Source organism: Micromonospora sp. WMMD1120, assembly GCF_029626235.1.
GTDB lineage: Bacteria > Actinomycetota > Actinomycetes > Mycobacteriales > Micromonosporaceae > Micromonospora.
In genome coordinates this window covers 1,225,474-1,247,642 of the sequence record NZ_JARUBO010000005.1, presented here as the reverse complement: position 1 = coordinate 1,247,642, position 22,169 = coordinate 1,225,474, and the positions used below count along the sequence as shown (strand labels likewise).

Below are 22,169 nucleotides of genomic sequence, written 5' to 3'. Positions count from 1 at the left end.
TGAATGTCGCCGCTGTCGCACCGCGCTGACCGTGCGCGCCCCGAGGCGGCGACAGCCGCATTTTCCCCGCTCCAAGCCCAGGAAGTGACATGCCTCCGAAGAAGAAGCTCGTCAAGACGTTCACGCTTCAGCTGCCCGCGGGCCAGGCCACGCCGGCGCCGCCGGTCGGCCCCGCGCTCGGCCAGCACGGCGTCAACATCATGGAGTTCTGCAAGTCGTACAACGCGCAGACCGAGTCCCAGCGGGGCGACATCGTCCCCGCCGAGATCAGCGTGTACGAGGACCGGTCCTTCACCTTCGTGCTGAAGACCCCGCCCGCCGCCCGGCTGCTGATCAAGGCCGCCGGTGTGCAGAAGGGTTCGGGTGTTCCGCACACCACCAAGGTCGGCTCGGTCAGCCGCGCCCAGCTGCGCGAGATCGCCGAGAAGAAGATGGCCGACCTCAACGCCAACAGCCTGGACCAGGCCGAGAAGATCATCGCCGGCACCGCCCGTTCGATGGGCATCAACGTCAACGACTGACGTCGGCGCCAGCCGTCCGACCCGATCGTGGGAGGGCCCGCGCCGAGCGGCCCGCCAGAGACCACAGGAGTAATCAGCAATGCAGCGCAGCAAGAGCTACCGCAAGGCCGCCGACGTCATCGACCGGTCCAAGCTCTACACCCCCGCCGAGGCCGTGAAGCTGGCCAAGGAGACCACCAACGTCAAGTTCGACGCCACGGTCGAGGTCGCGATGCGCCTCGGCGTCGACCCCCGCAAGGCGGACCAGATGGTGCGTGGCACCGTCAACCTGCCGCACGGCACCGGTAAGACCGCCCGCGTGATCGTGTTCGCCGGCGGCGCGAAGGCCGAGGAGGCCGCCGCGGCCGGTGCGGACGAGGTGGGCACCGACGAGCTGGTCGCCCGGATCCAGGGCGGTTGGCTCGACTTCGACGCGGCGATCGCCACGCCGGACCAGATGGCCAAGATCGGCCGGATCGCGCGGATCCTGGGCCCGCGCGGTCTCATGCCGAACCCGAAGACCGGCACGGTGACCATGGACGTCACCAAGGCGGTACAGGACATCAAGGGCGGCAAGATCACCTTCCGGGTGGACAAGCACTCCAACCTGCACCTGATCATCGGCAAGGCGTCCTTCAGCGAGAACCAGCTGGTGGACAACTACGCCGCCGTGCTCGACGAGGTGCTGCGGGCGAAGCCGTCCGCCGCCAAGGGCAAGTACCTCCGCAAGGTCGTCGTGACCACCACGATGGGCCCGGGTGTCCCGGTCGACCCGAACGTGGTCAAGAACCTCCGGGAGGACTCGGCCGAGGCCTGAGTCGACAGTTCGCTCCGCCGGGGCGCCGCCACGACAGTGGCGGCGCCCCGGCGCGTCTGACGTGTGGCAGGCTCGACCCATGCGGCTGGAGAACGTGTGGTTGCGGTACCACCGGCGGGGCCCGTGGGTGCTGCGGGGCATCGACGCGCGGCTCGGTCCGGGCGAGGTGGCGATCGTGCTCGGTCGCAACGGGGCGGGCAAGTCCACGCTGCTCCAGGTCGCCACCGGGGTGCTGCGGCCGGGCCGGGGCCGGGTCACCGGCCGTCCGGGGCGGGTGGGCTGGGTTCCCGAACGATTCCCCGCCGACCAGCCGTTCACAGTGGCCCGCTATCTGACCGGGATGGCCCGGGTGGCGGGGCTGGGCAGAGCCGCGGCCGACGCGGCGGTGGCGTCCTGGACCGACCGGCTCGGGCTGTCCGCCTTCCGCTCGGTCCGACTGCCGGAGCTGTCCAAGGGCACCGCCCAGAAGGTGGGTCTCGCCCAGGCGATGCTGCTCCGGCCGGGCCTGCTGGTGCTCGACGAGCCGTGGGAGGGGCTGGACGCGGCCACCCGCGAGCTGGTGCCCGAGCTGATCGACGAGGTGCTGGCCGCCGAGGGGTCCGTCCTGGTCAGCGACCACCGTGGGGAGACCGTCCGGCTACCGGCCGCGCGCCGGTGGCTGGTCGCCGACGGGTCGCTGTCCGAGGAGGCGTCGGAGGCGGACGAGACGATCGCCGTGGTCGAGGTGGCGGTCCCGGCCGCGCGGGTGGCCGGCGCCGTCGCCCGGTTGCGCGCCGAGGGCCACCAGATTCTGCGGGTACGCGCCGACGCCTCCCCCGCCGCACCGCAGGCGCGACCCGGCGAGCCGTCCCGGGCGGCTGGTCCGGCCCGACCCGCCGCGCCGCCGTCGACGGCCACCGGGGCGTCGACGGGGGAGCAGCCGGACGCCGGCGACGCGGTGCTCGGCCCGGCGGCGGGGGAGGTCCGGTGAACGCCCTGATCCGGATGCGGCTGGCCGGCTTCCTGCGGACCGGGCGGGCGCTGGCGCCGCTGCTCGCCGGCCTCGTCGCGCTCGGCATCCTCTACGGCGGTGGGCGGGCTCAGCCGGCGGAGGCGTACGGCGTCTCGGCCGTGGTGCTCTTTCCGGTGCTCGCCTGGCAGACCAAGATCCTCCTGGACGTCGAGCCGGACGTGCAGCGTCGGCTCGCCCAGGTGTTGGTGGGGGTGGCCCGGGAGCGGACGGCCGGGTTGCTCGCCGCCGCCCTGGCCGCGCTGGTGACGGTCGCCGTCGCGCTGCTCTTCCCGTGGCTGGTGGGCGGGGTGTCCGGCCCGGTCGAGCCGGGGGACCGGTCCATCCCGGTCGGGCTCGCGCTGGGGCTGTGGGCGCACCTGCTCGTCGTACCCGCTGCTGTTGCTCTTGGCGCGCTGGCCAGCCGGGCGGCGGTCGGCGGCGCCGGGTACGGCGTCGCGGTGCTGGCCCTCGGCGGCGTCGGCGCCGTGGTGTTCGGGTTGTCCAACTCGGTGGCGCCCTGGCTGGCACCGCCGATCATGGCCGCCGCGCGCGCCGCCGGGGGTGACGCCGCCGCCCTGACCCTGGTGGGGTTGACAGTGTGGGGGCTGGCCTGGAGCGCGGCGGTGGTCGGCGGTTACCTGTGGCGGCGGCGCGCCCAGGGCTGACGGCGCCGGCGCCGGTGACCCGGCTCACCCACCTGGATTTGGCGCTGGTGGCGACGGGGCGTAGTCTTCATCCGGTCATCCGTGTTCTCATGGATGACGAACCACCCAGAGACCGCTGGTCACCGTGCCCCGGCACGGTCGAAGGTCCCGCGACAACGGGCGACCCGCGCAGGGCGGCAAGCGTAACTCGGCAGTGAACACGGTCCGCCGACCGTGACGATCCGCCGGCCCTCGCCCCGTGCGCCCTGCGCCGGGGCTTTTTCGTTGCCGCGCTGCCTCCGCCCCCGTTCCGGCTTCGGCCGAGGCGGGACCAGCCTGGAGTAACGAGAGAGGAGGGACATGGCGGACAAGCCGATCCGAGCCGACAAGGCCACGGCCGTCGCTGAGCTGACCGAGAGCTTCCGCAGCTCGGGCGCCACCGTGCTGACCGAGTACCGCGGTCTGACGGTTTCCCAGCTCACCCAGCTTCGGCGCACGCTCGGCGCCGAGACCAGCTACATGGTCGCGAAGAACACGCTGGCCAAGCGTGCCGCGACGGACGCGGGCATCACCGGCCTCGACGAGCTGTTCACCGGTCCTACCGCGCTGACTTTCGTTTCGGGCGACGTCGTCGAGGCGGCGAAGGGGCTTCGCGACTTCGCGAAGGCCAACCCGAAGCTCGTCATCAAGGGCGGTGTCTTCGAGGGCAAGGCCATTTCCGCGGCCGAGGTCACGAAGCTCGCCGACCTGGAGTCCCGCGAGGTGCTGCTGGCCAAGCTGGCCGGCGCGATGAAGGGCAACCTGAGCAAGGCCGCGGCCCTGTTCCAGGCCCCGCTGTCGAAGACCGCCCGGCTGGCGGCTGCCCTGCAGGACAAGCGCGAGAAGGAGGGCGCCGAGGCGGCCTGAGGCCCCCACGGCGCACCAGTTCTTACTTAACAGATTCAGGAAAGGACGCCAGACATGGCGAAGCTCAGCACCGACGAGCTGCTCGACGCGTTCAAGGAGATGACGCTGATCGAGCTCTCCGAGTTCGTGAAGCAGTTCGAGACCGTCTTCGAGGTCACCGCTGCCGCTCCGGTCGCGGTTGCCGCCGCCGGTGGCGGCGCCGGTGGCGCCGCGGCCCCGGCCGAGGAGGAGAAGGACGAGTTCGACGTCATCCTCGAGGCTGACGGTGGCAAGAAGATCCAGGTCATCAAGGTCGTGCGTGAGCTGACCGGCCTGGGCCTCAAGGAGGCCAAGGACGCGGTCGAGTCCGCGCCGAAGGCCATCCTGGAGAAGGTCAACAAGGAGACCGCCGACAAGGCGAAGGCCAAGCTCGAGGGTGAGGGCGCCAAGGTCACCCTCAAGTGACCTGACGTTCCCCACGCGCGTACCCGGCAGTGAGCCGGGACACCATCGCGTAGCGACGGGCGGTGATCCGACAAGGATCGCCGCCCGTCGTGTTGCTGTGACTGCCAGCGACAGCCCGCTGACCTGGGGCGCTGCCGTCCACCGCAGTCGCCGGGGCGAGCGGGACGGGTCGCCCGCCAGTGGGAAACCCAAGCCGACCCGGATACCGGCCCTTGACGCGGCACCGGGCTGCCAGGCACGCTGACACCAGCAAGACACCGCGCTTGCGACGGCCACGATGTGGGTATGACAGCGACGGCACCATCGGTCGCGGTCACCCGAGCGGCCCAGTGGGGAGTTGCGTTCTGAGCGGCCCGGCAGACCCCGGTTGACGGGGGCCGAGGCGCGTTCCGCAAACGACCTGCGGGGTGGGCTGGACAGCGGTTAGCCTCTCGGCTACACTGCTAGTTTGCGCTGCCTTCCGACTTGACCCCTGCTCGGAAATGTCCGTTTACGGATAATTCTGGTGGGGTCATTGGAGTGCACGCGTACCAGCCGTTCTGCAGCACCGGTCCTCGGAAGGACGCATCTTGGCAGCTTCCCGCCCTGCGAAGACCAGTCGTACGTCGAGCGCATTCGCTCCCCGCCGAGTTTCATTCGGCAGGATCACCGAACACCTCGAGGTCCCCAACCTCCTTGCCATCCAGAACGAGTCCTTCGACTGGCTCGTCGGCAACGAGGCTTGGCAGGGCCGGTCGGCGGACGACCCGCACGCACGCTCGGGTCTCGCGGAGATCCTTGAAGAGATCAGTCCCATTGAGGACTTCTCCGGCACCATGTCGCTCTCCTTCTCGGCGCCGCGCTTCGACGAGGTCAAGGCCTCGATCGAGGAGTGCAAGGAGAAGGACCTGACCTACTGCGCTCCGCTCTTCGTGACCGCGGAGTTCACCAACAACACCACTGGCGAGATCAAGAGCCAGACGGTGTTCATGGGTGACTTCCCGATGATGACGCCCAAGGGCACCTTCGTCATCAACGGCACCGAGCGTGTCGTGGTCAGCCAGCTCGTCCGGTCTCCGGGCGTGTACTTCGACAAGCAGCCGGACAAGACCTCCGACCGCGACCTCTCCAGCGTCAAGGTCATCCCGAGTCGGGGTGCCTGGCTGGAGTTCGACATCGACAAGCGCGACACGGTCGGCGTACGCATCGACCGTAAGCGTCGGCAGGCCGTCACCGTCCTGCTCAAGGCCATCGGATGGTCGGCCGAGCGGATCCGTGAGCGGTTCGGCTGGTCCGAGCTGATGATGACCACGCTCGAGAAGGACCACATCGCCGGCGCCGACGAGGCGCTGCTAGACATCTACCGCAAGCTGCGCCCCGGCGAGCCGCCGACGCGCGAGAACGCCCAGACCCTGCTCGACAACCTCTTCTTCAACCCGAAGAGGTACGACGTGGCCAAGGTCGGGCGCTACAAGTTCAACAAGAAGCTCGAGCTCGACGTGCCGATCACCACCGGCACGCTGACCGAGGACGACATCGTCGCCACCGTGGAATACCTCTGCCGGCTGCACGCCGGTGAGGAGGGCTACGAGGCCGACGACATCGACCACTTCGGCAACCGTCGCCTGCGCACCGTCGGTGAGCTGATCCAGAACCAGGTTCGGGTCGGCCTCTCCCGGATGGAGCGGGTCGTCCGCGAGCGGATGACCACGCAGGACGTCGAGGCGATCACCCCGCAGACCCTGATCAACATCCGCCCGGTGGTAGCGGCGATCAAGGAGTTCTTCGGTACGTCGCAGCTGTCCCAGTTCATGGACCAGACCAACCCGCTGGCGGGCCTGACCCACCGGCGCCGGCTGAGCGCGCTCGGCCCGGGTGGTCTGTCCCGTGAGCGGGCCGGCTTCGAGGTCCGCGACGTGCACCCGTCCCACTACGGCCGGATGTGCCCGATCGAGACGCCGGAAGGCCCGAACATCGGTCTGATCGGCGCGCTGTCCACCTTCGCCCGGGTCAACCCGTTCGGCTTCATCGAGACGCCGTACCGGAAGGTCGTCGAGGGTCGGGTCACCGACCAGATCGACTACCTGACCGCGGACGAGGAGGACCGCTTCGTCAAGGCCCAGGCCAACGCGCCGCTGCGGGCCGACGGGACGTTCGCCGAGGACCGCGTCCTGGTCCGTCGTAAGGGCGGCGAGACCGAGGACGTGGCGCCGGGCGCCGTGGACTACATGGACGTGTCGCCGCGGCAGATGACCTCGGTCGCGACCGCGATGATCCCGTTCCTCGAGCACGACGACGCCAACCGGGCACTCATGGGCGCGAACATGCAGCGCCAGGCGGTGCCGCTGGTCAAGGCCGAGGCGCCGCTGGTGGGTACGGGCATGGAGTACCGGGCCGCCGTCGACGCCGGTGACGTCGTCGTCGCCGAGGTCGGCGGTGTGATCGAGGACCTGTGCGCCGACTACGTCACCATCCACCAGGATGACGGCCACCGCCGGACGTACCTGCTGCACAAGTTCCGTCGCTCGAACGCCGGCTCCTGCGTCAACCAGAAGCCGGTGGTCTTCGAGGGCGACCGCGTCGAGGCCGGTCAGGTCATCGCCGACGGGCCGTGCACCGACGAGGGCGAGATGGCGCTCGGGCGTAACCTGCTCGTCGCCTTCATGACCTGGGAGGGGCACAACTACGAGGACGCGATCATCCTGTCGCAGCGCCTCGTGCAGCAGGACGTGCTCACCTCGATCCACATCGAGGAGCACGAGGTCGACGCCCGGGACACCAAGCTCGGCCCGGAGGAGATCACCCGCGACATCCCGAACGTCAGCGAGGAGATGCTCGCCGACCTCGACGAGCGCGGCATCATCCGGATCGGCGCCGAGGTCGTCCCCGGCGACATCCTGGTCGGCAAGGTCACGCCCAAGGGTGAGACCGAGCTGACCCCGGAGGAGCGGCTGCTCCGCGCGATCTTCGGTGAGAAGGCGCGCGAGGTTCGGGACACCTCGCTGAAGGTCCCGCACGGCGAGACCGGCACGGTCATCGGTGTGCGTACCTTCTCCCGCGAGGACGGCGACGAGCTGCCGCCGGGCGTCAACGAGCTGGTCCGGGTCTACGTGGCCCAGAAGCGCAAGATCCAGGACGGCGACAAGCTCGCCGGCCGGCACGGCAACAAGGGTGTCATCTCGAAGATCCTGCCGATCGAGGACATGCCGTTCCTGGAGGACGGCACCCCGGTCGACATCGTGCTCAACCCGCTCGGTGTGCCGAGCCGGATGAACATCGGCCAGGTGCTGGAGACCCACCTCGGTTGGGTCGCCAAGACCGGTTGGAAGGTCGAGGGCGACGACACCGAGTGGAAGCGGCAGCTGCGCTCGATCGACGCGCACGAGTCCGAGGGTGACACCAACGTGGCCACCCCGGTCTTCGACGGTGCCCGCGAGGCCGAGATCTCCGGCCTGCTGGCGTCCACGCTGCCCAACCGCGACGGCAAGCAGCTGATCGGTTCCAGCGGTAAGGCGCAGCTGTTCGACGGTCGCTCCGGTGAGCCGCTGCCGGACCCGATCGCGGTCGGCTACATCTACATCCTGAAGCTCAACCACCTGGTCGACGACAAGATCCACGCTCGGTCGACCGGTCCGTACTCGATGATCACGCAGCAGCCGCTGGGTGGTAAGGCGCAGTTCGGTGGTCAGCGCTTCGGTGAGATGGAGTGCTGGGCGATGCAGGCGTACGGCGCCGCGTACGCCCTGCAGGAGCTGCTCACGATCAAGTCCGACGACGTGCTCGGCCGGGTGAAGGTCTACGAGGCCATCGTCAAGGGCGAGAACATCCCGGAGCCGGGCATCCCGGAGTCGTTCAAGGTGCTGCTCAAGGAGCTGCAGTCGCTGTGCCTCAACGTCGAGGTGCTCTCCAGCGACGGTGTGGCCCTGGAGATGCGCGAGACCGACGACGAGGTGTTCCGGGCCGCTGAGGAGCTGGGCATCGACCTGTCCCGGCGCGAGCCGAGCTCGGTCGAAGAGGTTTGAGGTGGCGGTTCGGGGCGGGGTGACCGGCTCCAGGCGGTCAGGCTTGATCGTTCCGTCGGTCACCCCGTCCCGAACCCCCCGGTATAGCTAGCTTTAAAGACGACGACATAGGGGACATAGTGCTCGACGTCAACTTCTTCGACGAGCTGCGCATTGGCCTCGCCACCGCCGACGACATCCGTCAGTGGTCCCACGGCGAGGTCAAGAAGCCTGAAACGATCAACTACCGCACCCTGAAGCCGGAGAAGGACGGGCTCTTCTGCGAGAAGATCTTCGGTCCGCAGCGGGACTGGGAGTGCTACTGCGGTAAGTACAAGCGCGTCCGGTTCAAGGGCATCATCTGCGAGCGCTGCGGCGTCGAGGTGACCCGTTCCAAGGTCCGTCGTGAGCGGATGGGGCACATCGAGCTCGCCGCTCCGGTGACCCACATCTGGTACTTCAAGGGCGTCCCGAGCCGGCTGGGCTACCTGCTGGACCTCGCTCCGAAGGACCTCGAAAAGATCATTTACTTCGCCTCGTACGTCGTGACGAGCGTGGACGCCGAGTCGCGTCACCGTGACCTCTCGACGATCGAGAACGAGATCCTGGCCGAGAAGCGGCAGTCCGAGAACAGCCGCGACTCGGAGATCGAGAAGCGGGCCGCCAAGCTCGAGGCCGACCTGGCCGAGCTGGAGGCCGAGGGTGCCAAGGCGGACGTCCGGCGCAAGGTCAAGGAGGGCGGAGAGCGCGAGATGCGCCAGATCCGCGACCGGGCCCAGCGCGAGATCGACCGCCTGGACGAGGTGCTGGACACCTTCCGCAAGCTGGAGCCGAAGCAGCTGGTCACCGACGAGCTGCTCTACCGCGAGCTGCGCGACCGGTTCGGTGAGTACTTCACCGGCTCGATGGGCGCCGAGGCGATCAAGGCGCTGGTCCAGAACATGGACCTCGACGCCGAGGCCGAGAGCCTGCGGGAGACCATCCGGTCCGGCAAGGGCCAGCGGAAGATCCGGGCGCTCAAGCGGCTCAAGGTCGTCGCGGCGTTCCTGAACACCCGCAACTCGCCGCTCGGCATGGTGCTGGACTGCGTCCCGGTCATCCCGCCGGACCTGCGCCCGATGGTGCAGCTCGACGGTGGCCGGTTCGCGACCTCGGACCTGAACGACCTGTACCGCCGCGTGATCAACCGGAACAACCGCCTCAAGCGGCTGATCGACCTCGGCGCGCCCGAGATCATCGTCAACAACGAGAAGCGGATGCTCCAGGAGGCCGTCGACGCGCTGTTCGACAACGGCCGTCGCGGCCGGCCGGTCACCGGTCCGGGTAACCGCCCGCTCAAGTCGCTGTCCGACATGCTCAAGGGCAAGCAGGGCCGGTTCCGGCAGAACCTGCTGGGCAAGCGCGTCGACTACTCCGGCCGTTCGGTCATCGTGGTCGGCCCGAAGCTCAAGCTGCACCAGTGCGGCCTGCCCAAGCAGATGGCGCTGGAGCTGTTCAAGCCGTTCGTGATGAAGCGGCTGGTCGACCTCAACCACGCGCAGAACATCAAGTCCGCCAAGCGGATGGTCGAGCGTCAGCGCCCGGTCGTGTGGGACGTGCTGGAAGAGGTCATCGGCGAGCACCCGGTGCTGCTCAACCGGGCGCCGACCCTGCACCGCCTGGGCATCCAGGCCTTCGAGCCGCAGCTGGTCGAGGGCAAGGCGATCCAGATCCACCCGCTGGTCTGCACCGCGTTCAACGCCGACTTCGACGGTGACCAGATGGCGGTGCACGTGCCGCTGTCCGCCGAGGCCCAGGCCGAGGCCCGGATCCTGATGCTGTCGTCGAACAACATCCTCAAGCCGGCCGACGGCAAGCCGGTCACCATGCCCACCCAGGACATGGTCATCGGCCTCTACCACCTCACCCACCTCACCGCCGGTGAGAAGGGCGAGGGCCGGGCGTTCAGCTCGGACGCCGAGGCGCGGATGGCCTTCGACAACGGCGAGCTGCACCTGCAGGCGCCGGTGAAGATCCGTCTGCGGGACGTGATCGGTGTCGACAACGGCGCCGGCGCCGAGCCGTGGACCGCCCCGGAGGGCTGGGTCGAGGGTGAGCCGCTGACCGTGGAGACCACCCTCGGTCGGGTGCTGTTCAACGAGACGCTGCCGCAGGGCTACCGCTTCGTGAACTACGAGATCCGCAAGGGTCAGCTCTCCGCGATCGTCAACGACCTCGCCGAGCGCTTCCCCAAGGTGGCCCTCGCGGCCACCCTGGACGGGCTCAAGGAGGCCGGCTTCCACTGGGCCACCTGGTCCGGTGTGACGATCGGTATGGAGGACGTCATCGCTCCGCCGCGCAAGGCGGAGATCCTGGCGCGGTACGAGAAGGAAGCCGACCGGATCGACAAGCAGTACCAGCGTGGTCTGATGACCGCCGAGGAGCGTCGCGGCGAGCTCATCGAGATCTGGACCAAGGCGACCAACGAGGTCGCCAAGGAGATGGACACCGCGCTGCCGCAGGAGAACCCGCTGTGGAAGATGATCAACTCGGGTGCTCGCGGTAACCTGCTCCAGCTCCGGCAGATCGCGGCGATCCGTGGTCTGGTGGCCAACCCGAAGGGTGAGATCATCCCGCGGCCGATCAAGGCCAGCTACCGGGAGGGTCTGTCCGTGCTGGAGTACTTCATCTCCACGCACGGCGCCCGCAAGGGTCTCGCCGACACCGCGCTGCGGACCGCCGACTCGGGTTACCTGACCCGTCGTCTGGTGGACGTCTCGCAGGACGTCATCATCCGCGAGGAGGACTGCGGCACCGACCGGGCGATCCCGATGCAGATCGGCGAGCGGCTGGACGGCAAGCTCGTGGTCCACACCCACGCCGAGACCAGCGTGCACGCCCGTACGCTCGCCGACGACATCAAGGGGCCGGACGGCACCGTGGTGGCCGAGCGCGGTCAGGACATCAACTCCATCGGCGTCGACAAGATCGTCGCCGCCGGGGTGGAGACGGTCCGGGTGCGCAGCGTGCTCACCTGCGAGTCGAAGCTGGGCGTCTGCGCGGCCTGCTACGGCCGGTCGCTGCCGACCGGTAAGTCGGTCGACATCGGCGAGGCGGTCGGCATCATCGCCGCCCAGTCCATCGGTGAGCCCGGTACGCAGCTGACGATGCGTACCTTCCACACCGGTGGTGTCGCGGGTGAGGACATCACGCAGGGTCTGCCGCGTGTGCAGGAGATCTTCGAAGCTCGGGTCCCGAAGGGTAAGGCGCCCATCGCCGACACCCCCGGCCGGATCCGGATCGAGGACGGCGAGCGCTCGCGGAAGATCATCGTGGTGCCGGACGACGGCAGCGACGAGATCGTCTACGACAAGATCTCGAAGCGGGTCAAGCTCCGGACCCACGACGGCGGTCACGTCGCGGTCGGCGAGAAGCTGACCGAGGGCACCATCGACCCGCACGAGCTGCTGCGGATCATGGGTCCGCGGGCGGTCCAGGTCCACCTGACCAGTGAGGTCCAGGAGGTCTACCGCTCGCAGGGTGTGCTCATCCACGACAAGCACATCGAGATCATCATCCGCCAGATGCTCAAGCGGGTGACGGTCATCGACTCCGGCTCGACCGAGTTCCTGCCGGGCGTGCTCGTCGACCGGGCGCTGTTCGAGTCGGAGAACCGCCGACTCGTCTCGGAGGGCGGCGAGCCCGCCGCCGGTCGTCCGGTGCTGATGGGTATCACCAAGGCCTCGCTGGCCACCGACTCCTGGCTCTCGGCGGCCTCCTTCCAGGAGACCACCCGGGTGCTGACCGACGCGGCGATCAACTCGCGCAGCGACTCGCTCGTCGGCCTCAAGGAGAACGTGATCATCGGAAAGCTCATCCCGGCCGGTACGGGCATCAGCAAGTACCGCAACGTCCGGGTGGAGCCGACCGAGGAGGCCAAGGCCAAGGTCTACTCGATGACCGGCTACCCGGAGACCGACTACGGTTTCGGGCCGGCCAGCGGGCAGGCGGTTCCGCTGGACGACTTCGACTTCGGGTCGTACCGCTAGGCACCAGTCACACGACGAGGCCCCCGGCACCTGCCGGGGGCCTCGTCGCGTCGGTGCCCCACCCGCCTGCCGCCCGGGTTCGGCATGATGGGTGGATGACGACAGCACCCGGGCAGGTGCCCGTCGCGCCGCAGGACCTGCGTCATCCACTGGACCCGGACCCGGCCCGTGCCACCAAGGCGCGGGCGGTCTTCGCGCTGGGGCTGCTCGGCATGCTGACGGGTCTGTTCATCGGTGGCGTGGTCCCGGCGACGGTGGCGCTGCTGCTGGCCCGGCAGGCGCGCCGCGAGGCGTACGCCTCGGGGGGTTTCCTGACCGGCGGCGCCTGGCTGCGGCGCGGGGAGCGGATGGCCTGGACGGGCCTCGTGCTGGTCGCGGTCAGTGTGGTGGTCGCGGTGGTCATCGGGGTGGTCCGGTTGGCCGGCGCGCCGTTCGGCCAGGACTACCCGACGAACATGGACTGAACCCGCGGTTCCGCGCCGGGCGCGGGCGCCGACACTCGCGGCGGTAGCCTGGCCGGTGTCCGCCGTGCGGCGGCGGCCTTTCGACAGGAGTACTCGTGACGGAACCGGCGCGGCCCCCTGCTGACGAACCGGCCGGCGATCCCGACCGACCGACGCCCTCCGAGTCGGCGGGGACGGCTCAGCCGGGTCCGGCCGGTGCGCCAGATGCCGCCGCTGCCACCTCGGGTCCGGGCGCGTCGCCGCCTCCCGCGCCCGACCACGGCGGGCTGATGTCGCCGCCGCCCGGTTCCGATCAGCCGTACCCGGTCTCGGGCGCGACGCCGACGCCCGCGCCGCCCGGCTGGGGTCCGCAGCCGTCGGGTCCGCCCGGTTGGGGGCCGCCTGGTTGGGGTCCGCAGCCGTCGGGGCCGCCTGGTTGGGGTCCGCAGCCGTCGGGTCCGCCCGGTTGGGGGCCGCCTGGTTGGGGTCCGCAGCCGTCGGGGCCGCCCGGTTGGGGTCCGCCAGCGTCGGGCCCGCAGGGTTGGGGTCCGCCGCCGTCGGGTCCGCCGCTGTCCGGGCCGCCCGGTTGGCCTCCGCCGCCGGGTCATGCCGGCGGGTGGGGTGGCGCGCCGGTTCCGCCGCCGCCCACCGACGACCAGCGGCTCCCACCGAAGCGGGTGGAGGCGGTGCCGGGTACGCCGTTCGCCGTGGTGCACCTGGACGTGCCGCCGGTCACCTCCGGGCTGGCCATCGGATCGCTGGTGGCGGGCATCGCGTCGGTACTGGTCTCGCTGCTCGTCATCTGCTTCGGCGTGGCCTTCTCGGACGAGGGCGGGGCGTGGGCCTCCGGGGCGTTCACCGCCCTCGGCGTCCTGGCCGGCGCGGCGGCGGTCGTCACCGGGCTGGTCGCTCAGCGGCAGATCCGCCGTCCGGCCGCGCCCGCCACGGTCCGGTTCACCGGTCGAGGGCTGGCGCTGGCCGGGATCAGCTGCGGGGCGGCGGGAGCGCTGCTCAGCGTCCTGGGCCTCGGGCTGGCGCTGCTGTTGGCGTTCAGTTAGGGGCACCTGACGGCCCTCCCGACAGGAGCTCTTCCGGTCCCGGTCGGGGGCGACGGGTGCTTCGGTGGGGAAGCCGGTACACTTGTGTTCGTAGGTGCCCATCGCGGGCGACGAGGCAGAACGAGATCCGGCCGGCGAGTGTTGGACAGTCGCCGGGCCATTCCGTTTTGACCTGGGCGGTTGTGGTAGGTACTCTTTCCCCTTGTGCCCGGGCATGCCCGGGCAACTCGTGCGTGCGCTGCATCCGGGGTCCGGGCGGCGGCACGACAAAGCCAAAGACCCGGGGCGGGGCGACCCGCGCGCCGGTGACACAAACCCGGTTCGCACGCGAGAGCGGCGCAACCGGGCCGTGACGAGGGCGACACGCCCGACCGCGGGTGCCGGGGTCTCCGCGAGGCGGCCCTGGTCGGAATGTAGGAGAGCCGGTCACCAGGCCGGCTAACGAGCAGACGGCGCGGCCGCGAACGCGGCCGAAGGGAGCGGAGAAACCCGGTGCCCACGATCCAGCAGCTGGTCCGAAAGGGCCGCCAGGCGAAGACGACCAAGACCAAGACCCCGGCGCTGAAGGGTTCCCCTCAGCGGCGCGGCGTGTGCACCCGCGTGTACACCACCACCCCGAAGAAGCCGAACTCGGCGCTGCGCAAGGTCGCTCGCGTGAAGCTCAGCAGCCAGATCGAGGTGACCGCCTACATCCCGGGCGTCGGTCACAACCTGCAGGAGCACTCGATCGTGCTCGTCCGCGGTGGCCGGGTGAAGGACCTCCCCGGCGTGCGTTACAAGATCGTTCGCGGTTCGCTTGACACCCAGGGTGTCCGCAACCGCAAGCAGGCACGCAGCCGCTACGGCGCGAAGAAGGAGAAGAGCTGACATGCCGCGTAAGGGACCCGCTCCGCGGCGGCCGCTGGTCGCTGACCCGGTGTACAACTCGCCGCTGGTCACCCAGCTGGTGAACAAGATCCTGCTGCGCGGCAAGCGCCAGCTCGCCGAGTCGATCGTGTACGCGGCCCTCGAGGGCTGCCGCGAGAAGTCCGGCACCGACCCGGTCGTCACCCTCAAGCGGGCGATGGACAACGTCAAGCCGACCCTCGAGGTGCGCAGCCGCCGTGTCGGTGGCGCCACCTACCAGGTTCCGGTCGAGGTCCGCCCGACCCGGGCGACCACCCTGGGCCTGCGCTGGCTGGTGACGTACTCCCGCGCCCGGCGCGAGAAGACCATGGTCGAGCGGCTGATGAACGAGCTGCTGGACGCGAGCAACGGCCTCGGTGCCGCCGTCAAGCGGCGCGAGGACACGCACAAGATGGCCGAGTCCAACAAGGCCTTCGCGCACTACCGCTGGTAACACCCTGGTTCCGGCGCCACCGGGCGCCGGAACCGCCACCAGTTGAGTCGAGACGACGATAAGTAGGGATTGAAGTGGCCGCCGCAGACGCGCTCGCCAACGTACGCAACATCGGCATCATGGCGCACATCGATGCCGGTAAGACCACGACCACCGAGCGAATCCTGTTCTACACCGGCATCACGTACAAGATCGGTGAGGTCCACGAGGGCGCCGCCGTCATGGACTGGATGGAGCAGGAGCAGGAGCGTGGCATCACCATCACCTCCGCTGCCACCAAGTGTGAGTGGAAGGGCCACACGATCCAGATCATCGACACGCCCGGCCACGTCGACTTCACGGTCGAGGTCGAGCGGTCGCTGCGGGTCCTGGATGGTGCGGTCGCGGTCTACGACGGTGTCGCCGGCGTGGAGCCGCAGACGGAGAACGTCTGGCGGCAGGCCGACAAGTACAACGTCCCGCGGATGTGCTTCGTCAACAAGCTCGACCGGACCGGCGCCGACTTCTTCCGCTGCGTGCAGATGATGATCGACCGGCTGAACGCCACCCCGCTGGTGCTCCAGATCCCGATCGGGCTCGAGGGTGACCACATCGGTGTCGTCGACCTGATCGGCATGCGCGCCCTCACCTGGCGCGGGGAGACCCAGAAGGGTGAGGACTACGCGATCGAGGAGATCCCGGCCGAGCTGGCCGACTCCGCGGCCGAGTGGCGCGAGAAGCTGATGGAGACCCTCGCCGACGTCGACGACTCGGTGATGGAGAAGTACCTGGAGGGCGAAGAGGTCTCCGTCGAGGAGATCAAGGCCGCCATCCGGCGTGCCACCATCGCCGGCAAGGCCAACCCGGTGCTCTGCGGCTCGGCGTTCAAGAACAAGGGCGTCCAGCCCATGCTCGACGCCGTCGTCGACTTCCTGCCGTCGCCGCTGGACGTTCCGGCGATCGAGGGTACGGCGCCCGACGGCGAGACCCCGCTGCTGCGGAAGCCGTCGAAGACCGAGCCCTTCTCCGGCCTGGCGTTCAAGATCCAGACCGACAAGCACCTTGGCAAGCTCACCTACGTCCGGGTCTACTCCGGCGTGGTCGAGACCGGCACCCAGGTGGTCAACTCCACCAAGGACCGCAAGGAGCGGATCGGCAAGATCTACCAGATGCACGCCAACAAGCGGGAAGAGCGCGGCTCGGCCCAGGCTGGCGACATCATCGCGGTGCAGGGTCTCAAGCAGACCACCACCGGTGACACGCTGTGCGACCCGGCGAACCCGGTCATCCTGGAGTCGATGACCTTCCCGGAGCCGGTCATCGAGGTCGCCATCGAGCCGAAGACCAAGGCCGACCAGGAGAAGCTCAGCACCGCCATCCAGCGGCTGGCCGAGGAGGACCCGACCTTCCGCGTCAAGCTGGACGAGGAGACCGGTCAGACGGTCATCGCCGGCATGGGCGAGCTGCACCTGGACATCCTGGTCGACCGGATGCGCCGCGAGTTCAACGTCGAGGCGAACATCGGTAAGCCGCAGGTGGCGTACCGCGAGACGATCCGCCGCGCGGTGGAGAAGATCGAGTACACCCACAAGAAGCAGACCGGTGGTTCGGGTCAGTACGCCCGCGTCATCGTGAGCGTCGAGCCGCTCCCGCTGGACAACGACTCGCCGACCTACGAGTTCGCCAACGCCGTCACCGGTGGTCGCGTTCCGCGGGAGTTCATCCCGTCGGTGGACGCCGGTGCGCAGGACGCCATGCAGTACGGCATCCTGGCGGGCTTCCCGCTGGTCGGTGTGAAGCTGACCCTGCTGGACGGTCAGTACCACGAGGTCGACTCCTCGGAAATGGCATTCAAGATCGCCGGCTCGATGGTGATGAAGGAGGCGGCCCGCAAGGCCGACCCCGCACTGCTCGAGCCGATGATGGCTGTTGAGGTCACCACTCCCGAGGAGAACATGGGTGACGTCATCGGCGACCTCAACTCCCGGCGCGGCATCATCCAGGCGATGGAGGAGCGCAGCGGCGCCCGCATCGTCCGGGCCCTGGTGCCGTTGTCGGAGATGTTCGGCTACGTCGGCGACCTGCGGTCGAAGACCCAGGGCCGGGCTAGCTACAGCATGCAGTTCGACTCCTACGCCGAGGTTCCGCAGAGCGTCGCGAAGGAGATCATCGCCAAGGCAACGGGCGAGTAAATCGCTCTGAGCAGGTGATTCGTGGTTGGTCGCGGGAGGTTCACCCGCCCGCGGCCACCACGATCGGATCGCATGAGACCGGGCCTGTAGGCTTCATCGCCGCAGAACCCACAAAGGCTCTCCGGCCGTTCAGGCCGGAAAGGCTGTCGACAGAGTCCTAAGCGCCGACCGGCGCGCCGGGCGTACGAACCAAGAAGTCCACAGGAGGACACCAGTGGCGAAGGCTAAGTTCGAGCGGACTAAGCCGCACGTCAACATCGGCACCATTGGTCACATCGACCACGGTAAGACGACGCTGACGGCGGCCATCACCAAGGTCCTGCACGACCAGTACCCCGACCTGAACCCCTACACGCCGTTCGACGAGATCGACAAGGCGCCGGAGGAGAAGGCCCGCGGTATCACGATCTCGATCGCGCACGTCGAGTACCAGACCGAGGCGCGGCACTACGCGCACGTCGACTGCCCCGGCCACGCCGACTACATCAAGAACATGATCACCGGTGCCGCGCAGATGGACGGCGCGATCCTGGTGGTGGCGGCGACCGACGGTCCGATGCCGCAGACCCGCGAGCACGTGCTGCTGGCCCGTCAGGTTGGTGTGCCGTACATCGTCGTGGCGCTCAACAAGAGCGACATGGTCGACGACGAGGAGCTCCTGGAGCTCGTCGAGCTCGAGGTCCGCGAGCTGCTCTCCTCGCAGGAGTACCCGGGTGACGACCTGCCGGTCGTGCGGGTCTCGGCGCTGAAGGCCCTCGAGGGTGACCCCGAGTGGACCGGCAAGCTGCTGGACCTGATGACCGCTGTCGACACCTCGATCCCGCAGCCGGAGCGCGAGACCGAGAAGCCGTTCCTCATGCCCGTTGAGGACGTGTTCACGATCACCGGTCGTGGCACCGTCGTCACCGGCCGCGTCGAGCGCGGCGTCCTGCTGCCGAACGAGGACGTCGAGATCGTCGGCATCAAGGAGAAGGGCTTCAAGACCAAGGTCACCGCGATCGAGATGTTCCGGAAGACCCTGGACGACGCCCGCGCAGGTGAGAACGTCGGCCTGCTGCTGCGGGGCACCAAGCGCGAGGACGTCGAGCGCGGCATGGTTGTCATCAAGCCGGGCACGACCACCCCGCACACGGAGTTCGAGGCGACGGTCTACATCCTCTCCAAGGAGGAGGGTGGCCGCCACACCCCGTTCTTCCAGAACTACCGTCCGCAGTTCTACTTCCGGACCACTGACGTCACCGGTGTCGTCACCCTCCCCGAGGGCACCGAGATGGTCATGCCGGGTGACAACACCTCGATGTCGGTGAAGCTGATCCAGCCCATCGCCATGGAGGAGAACCTCAAGTTCGCGATCCGCGAGGGTGGCCGTACCGTCGGCGCCGGGTTCGTCACCAAGATCACGAAGTGAACTAGGTAACCCCGATTAGACCCGCCGCCGGTCGTGCGGCATACTAGTCAGGTTGCGTAACGACAGTTCGTCGCCTGTGTTCGGCTTTCGCTGAACCTCCGGGTGGCGAGACAGTCGAGCGTAGGGTGGTTGGCGGCCCAGTCGCCAACCACCCTCGCACGGCGTTCAGGTCGCGGTTATGCGATCGGCGCCTTGACCCACCGCGCGGTCAGCACCACTCCGGAACAATGGGGCGGAGCTCGGCCCGAGGGCGCGACACGCCCGACCGCGGGGGTCGGCGAAGTGGGCCTGTGCCAGCCGGTGCAGGCGCCCGCAACACAGCGGCATCGAGAGAAGGAACAGAAGCCACCATGGCGGGACAGAAGATCCGCATCCGGCTCAAGGCCTATGACCACGAGGTCGTCGACTCCTCGGCTCGGAAGATCGTCGAGACGGTGACGCGCACCGGGGCGCAGGTCGCGGGCCCGGTGCCGCTGCCCACGGAGATCAACCGTTTCTGCGTTATCCGCTCGCCGCACAAGTACAAGGACTCGCGCGAGCACTTCGAGATGCGCACGCACAAGCGGCTGATCGACATCATCGACCCGACCCCGAAGACGGTCGACTCGCTCATGCGCCTCGACCTGCCGGCTGGCGTCGACATCGAGATCAAGCTGTAGGGACCGGACAAATGGACAGGCAAGTCAAGGGGATCCTGGGCGCCAAGCTCGGCATGACCCAGGTCTGGGACAACAACCGTGTTGTTCCCGTGACCGTGGTCGAGGCCGGCCCGTGCGTCATCAGCCAGGTTCGTAGCGCCGAGAAGGACGGTTACTCAGCGGTCCAGCTGGCCTACGGCACCATCGACCCGCGCAAGGTCAAGAAGCCGATCAGCGGGCACTTCGCCAAGGCGGACGTGGCGCCGCGCCGGCACATCGTCGAGCTGCGCACCACGGACGCCGGGGAATACTCCCTCGGGCAGGAAGTCACTGTCGAGGAGTTCCCGGCCGGCGTCACCATCGACGTCACCGGCAAGACCAAGGGCAAGGGCTACGCCGGCGCCATGAAGCGGCACGGCTTCCACGGTCTGGGCGCCGGCCACGGTGTCGAGCGCAAGCACCGCTCGCCCGGCTCCATCGGCGCCTGCGCCACTCCGGGTCGTGTCTTCAAGGGCACCCGGATGGCCGGTCGGATGGGTGGCGTGCGCTTCACCGTGCAGAACCTCACCGTCCAGGCGGTCGACACCGAGAACAACCTCCTGCTCGTCCGGGGCGCCATTCCTGGCCCCAAGGGCGCGCTGGTTCTGGTCCGTACCGCGGCCAAGAGCAAGGTGAAGAAGGGCGGTGCGGCCAAGTGACCACCGTTGACGTGCGCACCGTCGAAGGCACCACCAGCGGCTCGGTCGAGCTGCCGGCGGACATCTTCGACGTGCAGGCCAACGTCGCGCTGATGCACCAGGTCGTGGTGGCCCAGCTCGCGGCGGCCCGACAGGGCACGCACAAGACCAAGACCCGCGGCGAGGTCGCCGGCGGCGGCAAGAAGCCGTACAAGCAGAAGGGCACCGGTCGCGCCCGGCAGGGCTCGATCCGCGCGCCGCAGTTCGCCGGTGGTGGCGTCGTGCACGGTCCCGTGCCGCGTGACTACAGCCAGCGGACCCCGAAGAAGATGAAGGCCGCCGCCCTGCGTGGCGCCCTCTCCGACCGGGCCCGCGCCGGCCAGGTGCACGTGGTCGAGGCGTTCGTCTCGGGCGAGAAGCCGTCCACCAAGGCGGCCCTGGCCACGCTGGCGAAGCTCACCGAGGCCCGTCGGGTCCTGGTCGTGCTGAGCAGCACCGACGAGCTGAACTGGGTGTCGCTGCGCAACGAGCCGCGGGTGCACCTGATCGAGTCCGGCCAGCTGAACACGTACGACGTGCTCGTGGCCGACGACGTGGTCTTCACCAAGGACGCCCTGGACGAGTTCCTGGGCGTGCCCGCCGAGACCACCGAGGAGGGTGGCAAGTGAGCACGATCGCCGACCCGCGCGACATCATCGTGGCGCCGGTCGTCTCGGAGAAGAGCTACAGCGAGCTGAACCGGAACTGGTACACCTTCCTGGTGCACCCGGACGCGAACAAGACCGAGATCAAGATCGCTATCCAGCAGATCTTCGACGTCCGCGTCCTGACGGTCAACACGCTCAACCGCCAGGGCAAGCGCAAGCGCACCAGGACCGGCTTCGGTCAGCGCAAGGCGACCAAGCGGGCGATCGTGAAGCTGGCTGACGGTGACCGCATCGAGGCCTTCGGCGGCCCGGTCAGCTGAGGGGTGTAGACAATGGCTATCCGTAAGTACAAGCCGACGACGCCGGGCCGACGTGGCTCGAGTGTCGCGGACTTCGCCGAGATCACCCGGTCCACGCCGGAGAAGTCGCTGCTGGCTCCGCTGCCGAAGAAGGGCGGGCGTAACGCCCACGGCCGGATCACCACGCGGCACCACGGCGGCGGTCACAAGCGCCAGTACCGTCTGATCGACTTCAAGCGGGTCGACAAGGACGGCGTGCCGGCGAAGGTCGCGCACATCGAGTACGACCCGAACCGCACCGCGCGCATCGCGCTGCTGCACTACGCCGACGGCGAGAAGCGGTACATCATCGCGCCGAAGGACCTGAAGCAGGGCGACCGCGTCGAGTCCGGCCCGGGCGCCGACATCAAGCCGGGTAACAACCTCCCGCTGCGCAACATCCCGGTCGGTACCACGATCCACAACGTGGAGCTGCGTCCGGGCGGCGGGGCCAAGCTGGCCCGTTCCGCCGGCGTCGGCATCCAGCTACTCGGCCGCGAGGGCGCGTACGCGACCCTGCGTATGCCGTCCGGTGAGATCCGGCGGGTGGACGTCCGCTGCCGCGCGAGCGTCGGCGAGATCGGCAACGCCGACCAGTCGAACATCAACTGGGGTAAGGCCGGCCGGATGCGGTGGAAGGGCAAGCGCCCGACCGTCCGTGGTGTCGCCATGAACCCGGTCGACCACCCGCACGGTGGTGGTGAGGGTAAGACCTCCGGTGGTCGCCACCCGGTCAACCCGCAGGGTAAGCCCGAGGGCCGCACCCGCCGTAAGGGCCAGCCGAGTGACCGGCTGATCGTCCGCCGCCGCTACGCCACGCGTAAGCGCGGCTGAGGGAGATAAGACATGCCTCGCAGCCTGAAGAAGGGCCCGTTCGTCGACGACCACCTGCTCAAGAAGGTGGAGGTCCAGAACGACAAGGGCTCCAAAAACGTGATCAAGACCTGGTCGCGGCGCTCGACGATCATCCCGGAGATGCTCGGGCACACGATCGCCGTGCACGACGGACGCAAGCACGTCCCGGTGTTCGTGACCGAGGCGATGGTCGGGCACAAGCTCGGCGAGTTCGCGCTGACCCGTACGTTCAAGGGTCACGAGAAGGACGACCGGAAGAGCCGTCGGCGCTGACGCCGCGGGCAT

At 68.8% G+C, this 22,169-nt stretch carries 20 protein-coding genes; all 20 read left to right on the top strand.

The window, feature by feature from the left end:
• Positions 1-89 precede the first annotated feature (89 nt).
• A complete protein-coding gene (gene rplK, locus O7634_RS05925; protein ID WP_278149139.1) occupies positions 90-521 on the top strand; it encodes a 50S ribosomal protein L11 in 432 nt (143 codons plus the stop codon).
• A gap of 79 nt (positions 522-600) precedes the next feature.
• Positions 601-1,317, top strand: coding sequence for a 50S ribosomal protein L1 (gene rplA, locus O7634_RS05920; protein ID WP_278149138.1), 717 nt, complete (start codon positions 601-603; stop codon positions 1,315-1,317).
• 79 nt (positions 1,318-1,396) lie between these two features.
• Positions 1,397-2,287 carry an ATP-binding cassette domain-containing protein gene (locus tag O7634_RS05915; protein WP_278149137.1) on the top strand — a complete coding sequence of 297 codons (891 nt, stop codon included), beginning with the start codon at positions 1,397-1,399 and terminating at the stop codon, positions 2,285-2,287.
• Positions 2,284-2,973, top strand: coding sequence for a hypothetical protein (locus tag O7634_RS05910; protein WP_278149136.1), 690 nt, complete (start codon positions 2,284-2,286; stop codon positions 2,971-2,973). The genes O7634_RS05915 and O7634_RS05910 overlap by 4 nt, the downstream gene beginning before the upstream one ends.
• A gap of 339 nt (positions 2,974-3,312) precedes the next feature.
• Positions 3,313-3,858: a 50S ribosomal protein L10 gene (rplJ, locus tag O7634_RS05905; protein ID WP_278149134.1), complete on the top strand. Its 546-nt coding sequence runs from the start codon at positions 3,313-3,315 to the stop codon at positions 3,856-3,858.
• A 54-nt stretch (positions 3,859-3,912) separates the two neighbouring features.
• Positions 3,913-4,302 (top strand): 50S ribosomal protein L7/L12, encoded by a 390-nt coding sequence (rplL, locus tag O7634_RS05900; protein ID WP_278149133.1) that lies wholly within the window; start codon positions 3,913-3,915, stop codon positions 4,300-4,302.
• Between the two features lie 569 nt (positions 4,303-4,871).
• The gene (locus O7634_RS05895) at positions 4,872-8,303 is read left to right on the top strand and encodes a DNA-directed RNA polymerase subunit beta (RefSeq protein ID WP_278149132.1); all 3,432 of its coding nucleotides are present in this window, start codon (positions 4,872-4,874) and stop codon (positions 8,301-8,303) included.
• A 119-nt stretch (positions 8,304-8,422) separates the two neighbouring features.
• Entirely contained in the window at positions 8,423-12,310 is a 3,888-nt protein-coding gene (locus O7634_RS05890; protein WP_278149131.1) for a DNA-directed RNA polymerase subunit beta', read from the top strand.
• 95 nt (positions 12,311-12,405) lie between these two features.
• Positions 12,406-12,774, top strand: a complete 369-nt coding sequence (locus O7634_RS05885) for a hypothetical protein (protein ID WP_278149130.1) — start codon at positions 12,406-12,408, stop codon at positions 12,772-12,774.
• 665 nt (positions 12,775-13,439) lie between these two features.
• A complete protein-coding gene (locus tag O7634_RS05880; RefSeq protein WP_278149129.1) occupies positions 13,440-13,811 on the top strand; it encodes a hypothetical protein in 372 nt (123 codons plus the stop codon).
• A gap of 492 nt (positions 13,812-14,303) precedes the next feature.
• Entirely contained in the window at positions 14,304-14,678 is a 375-nt protein-coding gene (gene rpsL, locus O7634_RS05875; protein ID WP_007465318.1) for a 30S ribosomal protein S12, read from the top strand.
• 1 nt (position 14,679) lies between these two features.
• Positions 14,680-15,150 carry a 30S ribosomal protein S7 gene (gene rpsG, locus O7634_RS05870; protein WP_007465317.1) on the top strand — a complete coding sequence of 157 codons (471 nt, stop codon included), beginning with the start codon at positions 14,680-14,682 and terminating at the stop codon, positions 15,148-15,150.
• A 74-nt stretch (positions 15,151-15,224) separates the two neighbouring features.
• Entirely contained in the window at positions 15,225-17,321 is a 2,097-nt protein-coding gene (gene fusA / locus O7634_RS05865; protein WP_278149127.1) for an elongation factor G, read from the top strand.
• 214 nt (positions 17,322-17,535) lie between these two features.
• Positions 17,536-18,729 carry an elongation factor Tu gene (gene tuf, locus O7634_RS05860; protein WP_278149126.1) on the top strand — a complete coding sequence of 398 codons (1,194 nt, stop codon included), beginning with the start codon at positions 17,536-17,538 and terminating at the stop codon, positions 18,727-18,729.
• A 350-nt stretch (positions 18,730-19,079) separates the two neighbouring features.
• A complete protein-coding gene (gene rpsJ, locus O7634_RS05855; RefSeq protein ID WP_007073037.1) occupies positions 19,080-19,388 on the top strand; it encodes a 30S ribosomal protein S10 in 309 nt (102 codons plus the stop codon).
• A gap of 11 nt (positions 19,389-19,399) precedes the next feature.
• A complete protein-coding gene (gene rplC / locus O7634_RS05850; protein WP_278149125.1) occupies positions 19,400-20,065 on the top strand; it encodes a 50S ribosomal protein L3 in 666 nt (221 codons plus the stop codon).
• Positions 20,062-20,712: a 50S ribosomal protein L4 gene (gene rplD, locus O7634_RS05845; protein WP_278149124.1), complete on the top strand. Its 651-nt coding sequence runs from the start codon at positions 20,062-20,064 to the stop codon at positions 20,710-20,712. The genes rplC and rplD overlap by 4 nt, the downstream gene beginning before the upstream one ends.
• Positions 20,709-21,011 carry a 50S ribosomal protein L23 gene (gene rplW / locus O7634_RS05840; protein WP_278149123.1) on the top strand — a complete coding sequence of 101 codons (303 nt, stop codon included), beginning with the start codon at positions 20,709-20,711 and terminating at the stop codon, positions 21,009-21,011. The genes rplD and rplW overlap by 4 nt, the downstream gene beginning before the upstream one ends.
• A 12-nt stretch (positions 21,012-21,023) precedes the next feature.
• On the top strand, positions 21,024-21,863 hold the full coding sequence (rplB, locus tag O7634_RS05835; RefSeq protein ID WP_088987576.1) for a 50S ribosomal protein L2: 840 nt from the start codon (positions 21,024-21,026) through the stop codon (positions 21,861-21,863).
• Between the two features lie 12 nt (positions 21,864-21,875).
• A complete protein-coding gene (gene rpsS / locus O7634_RS05830; RefSeq protein ID WP_007465299.1) occupies positions 21,876-22,157 on the top strand; it encodes a 30S ribosomal protein S19 in 282 nt (93 codons plus the stop codon).
• The last annotated feature ends 12 nt before the right edge of the window (positions 22,158-22,169 follow it).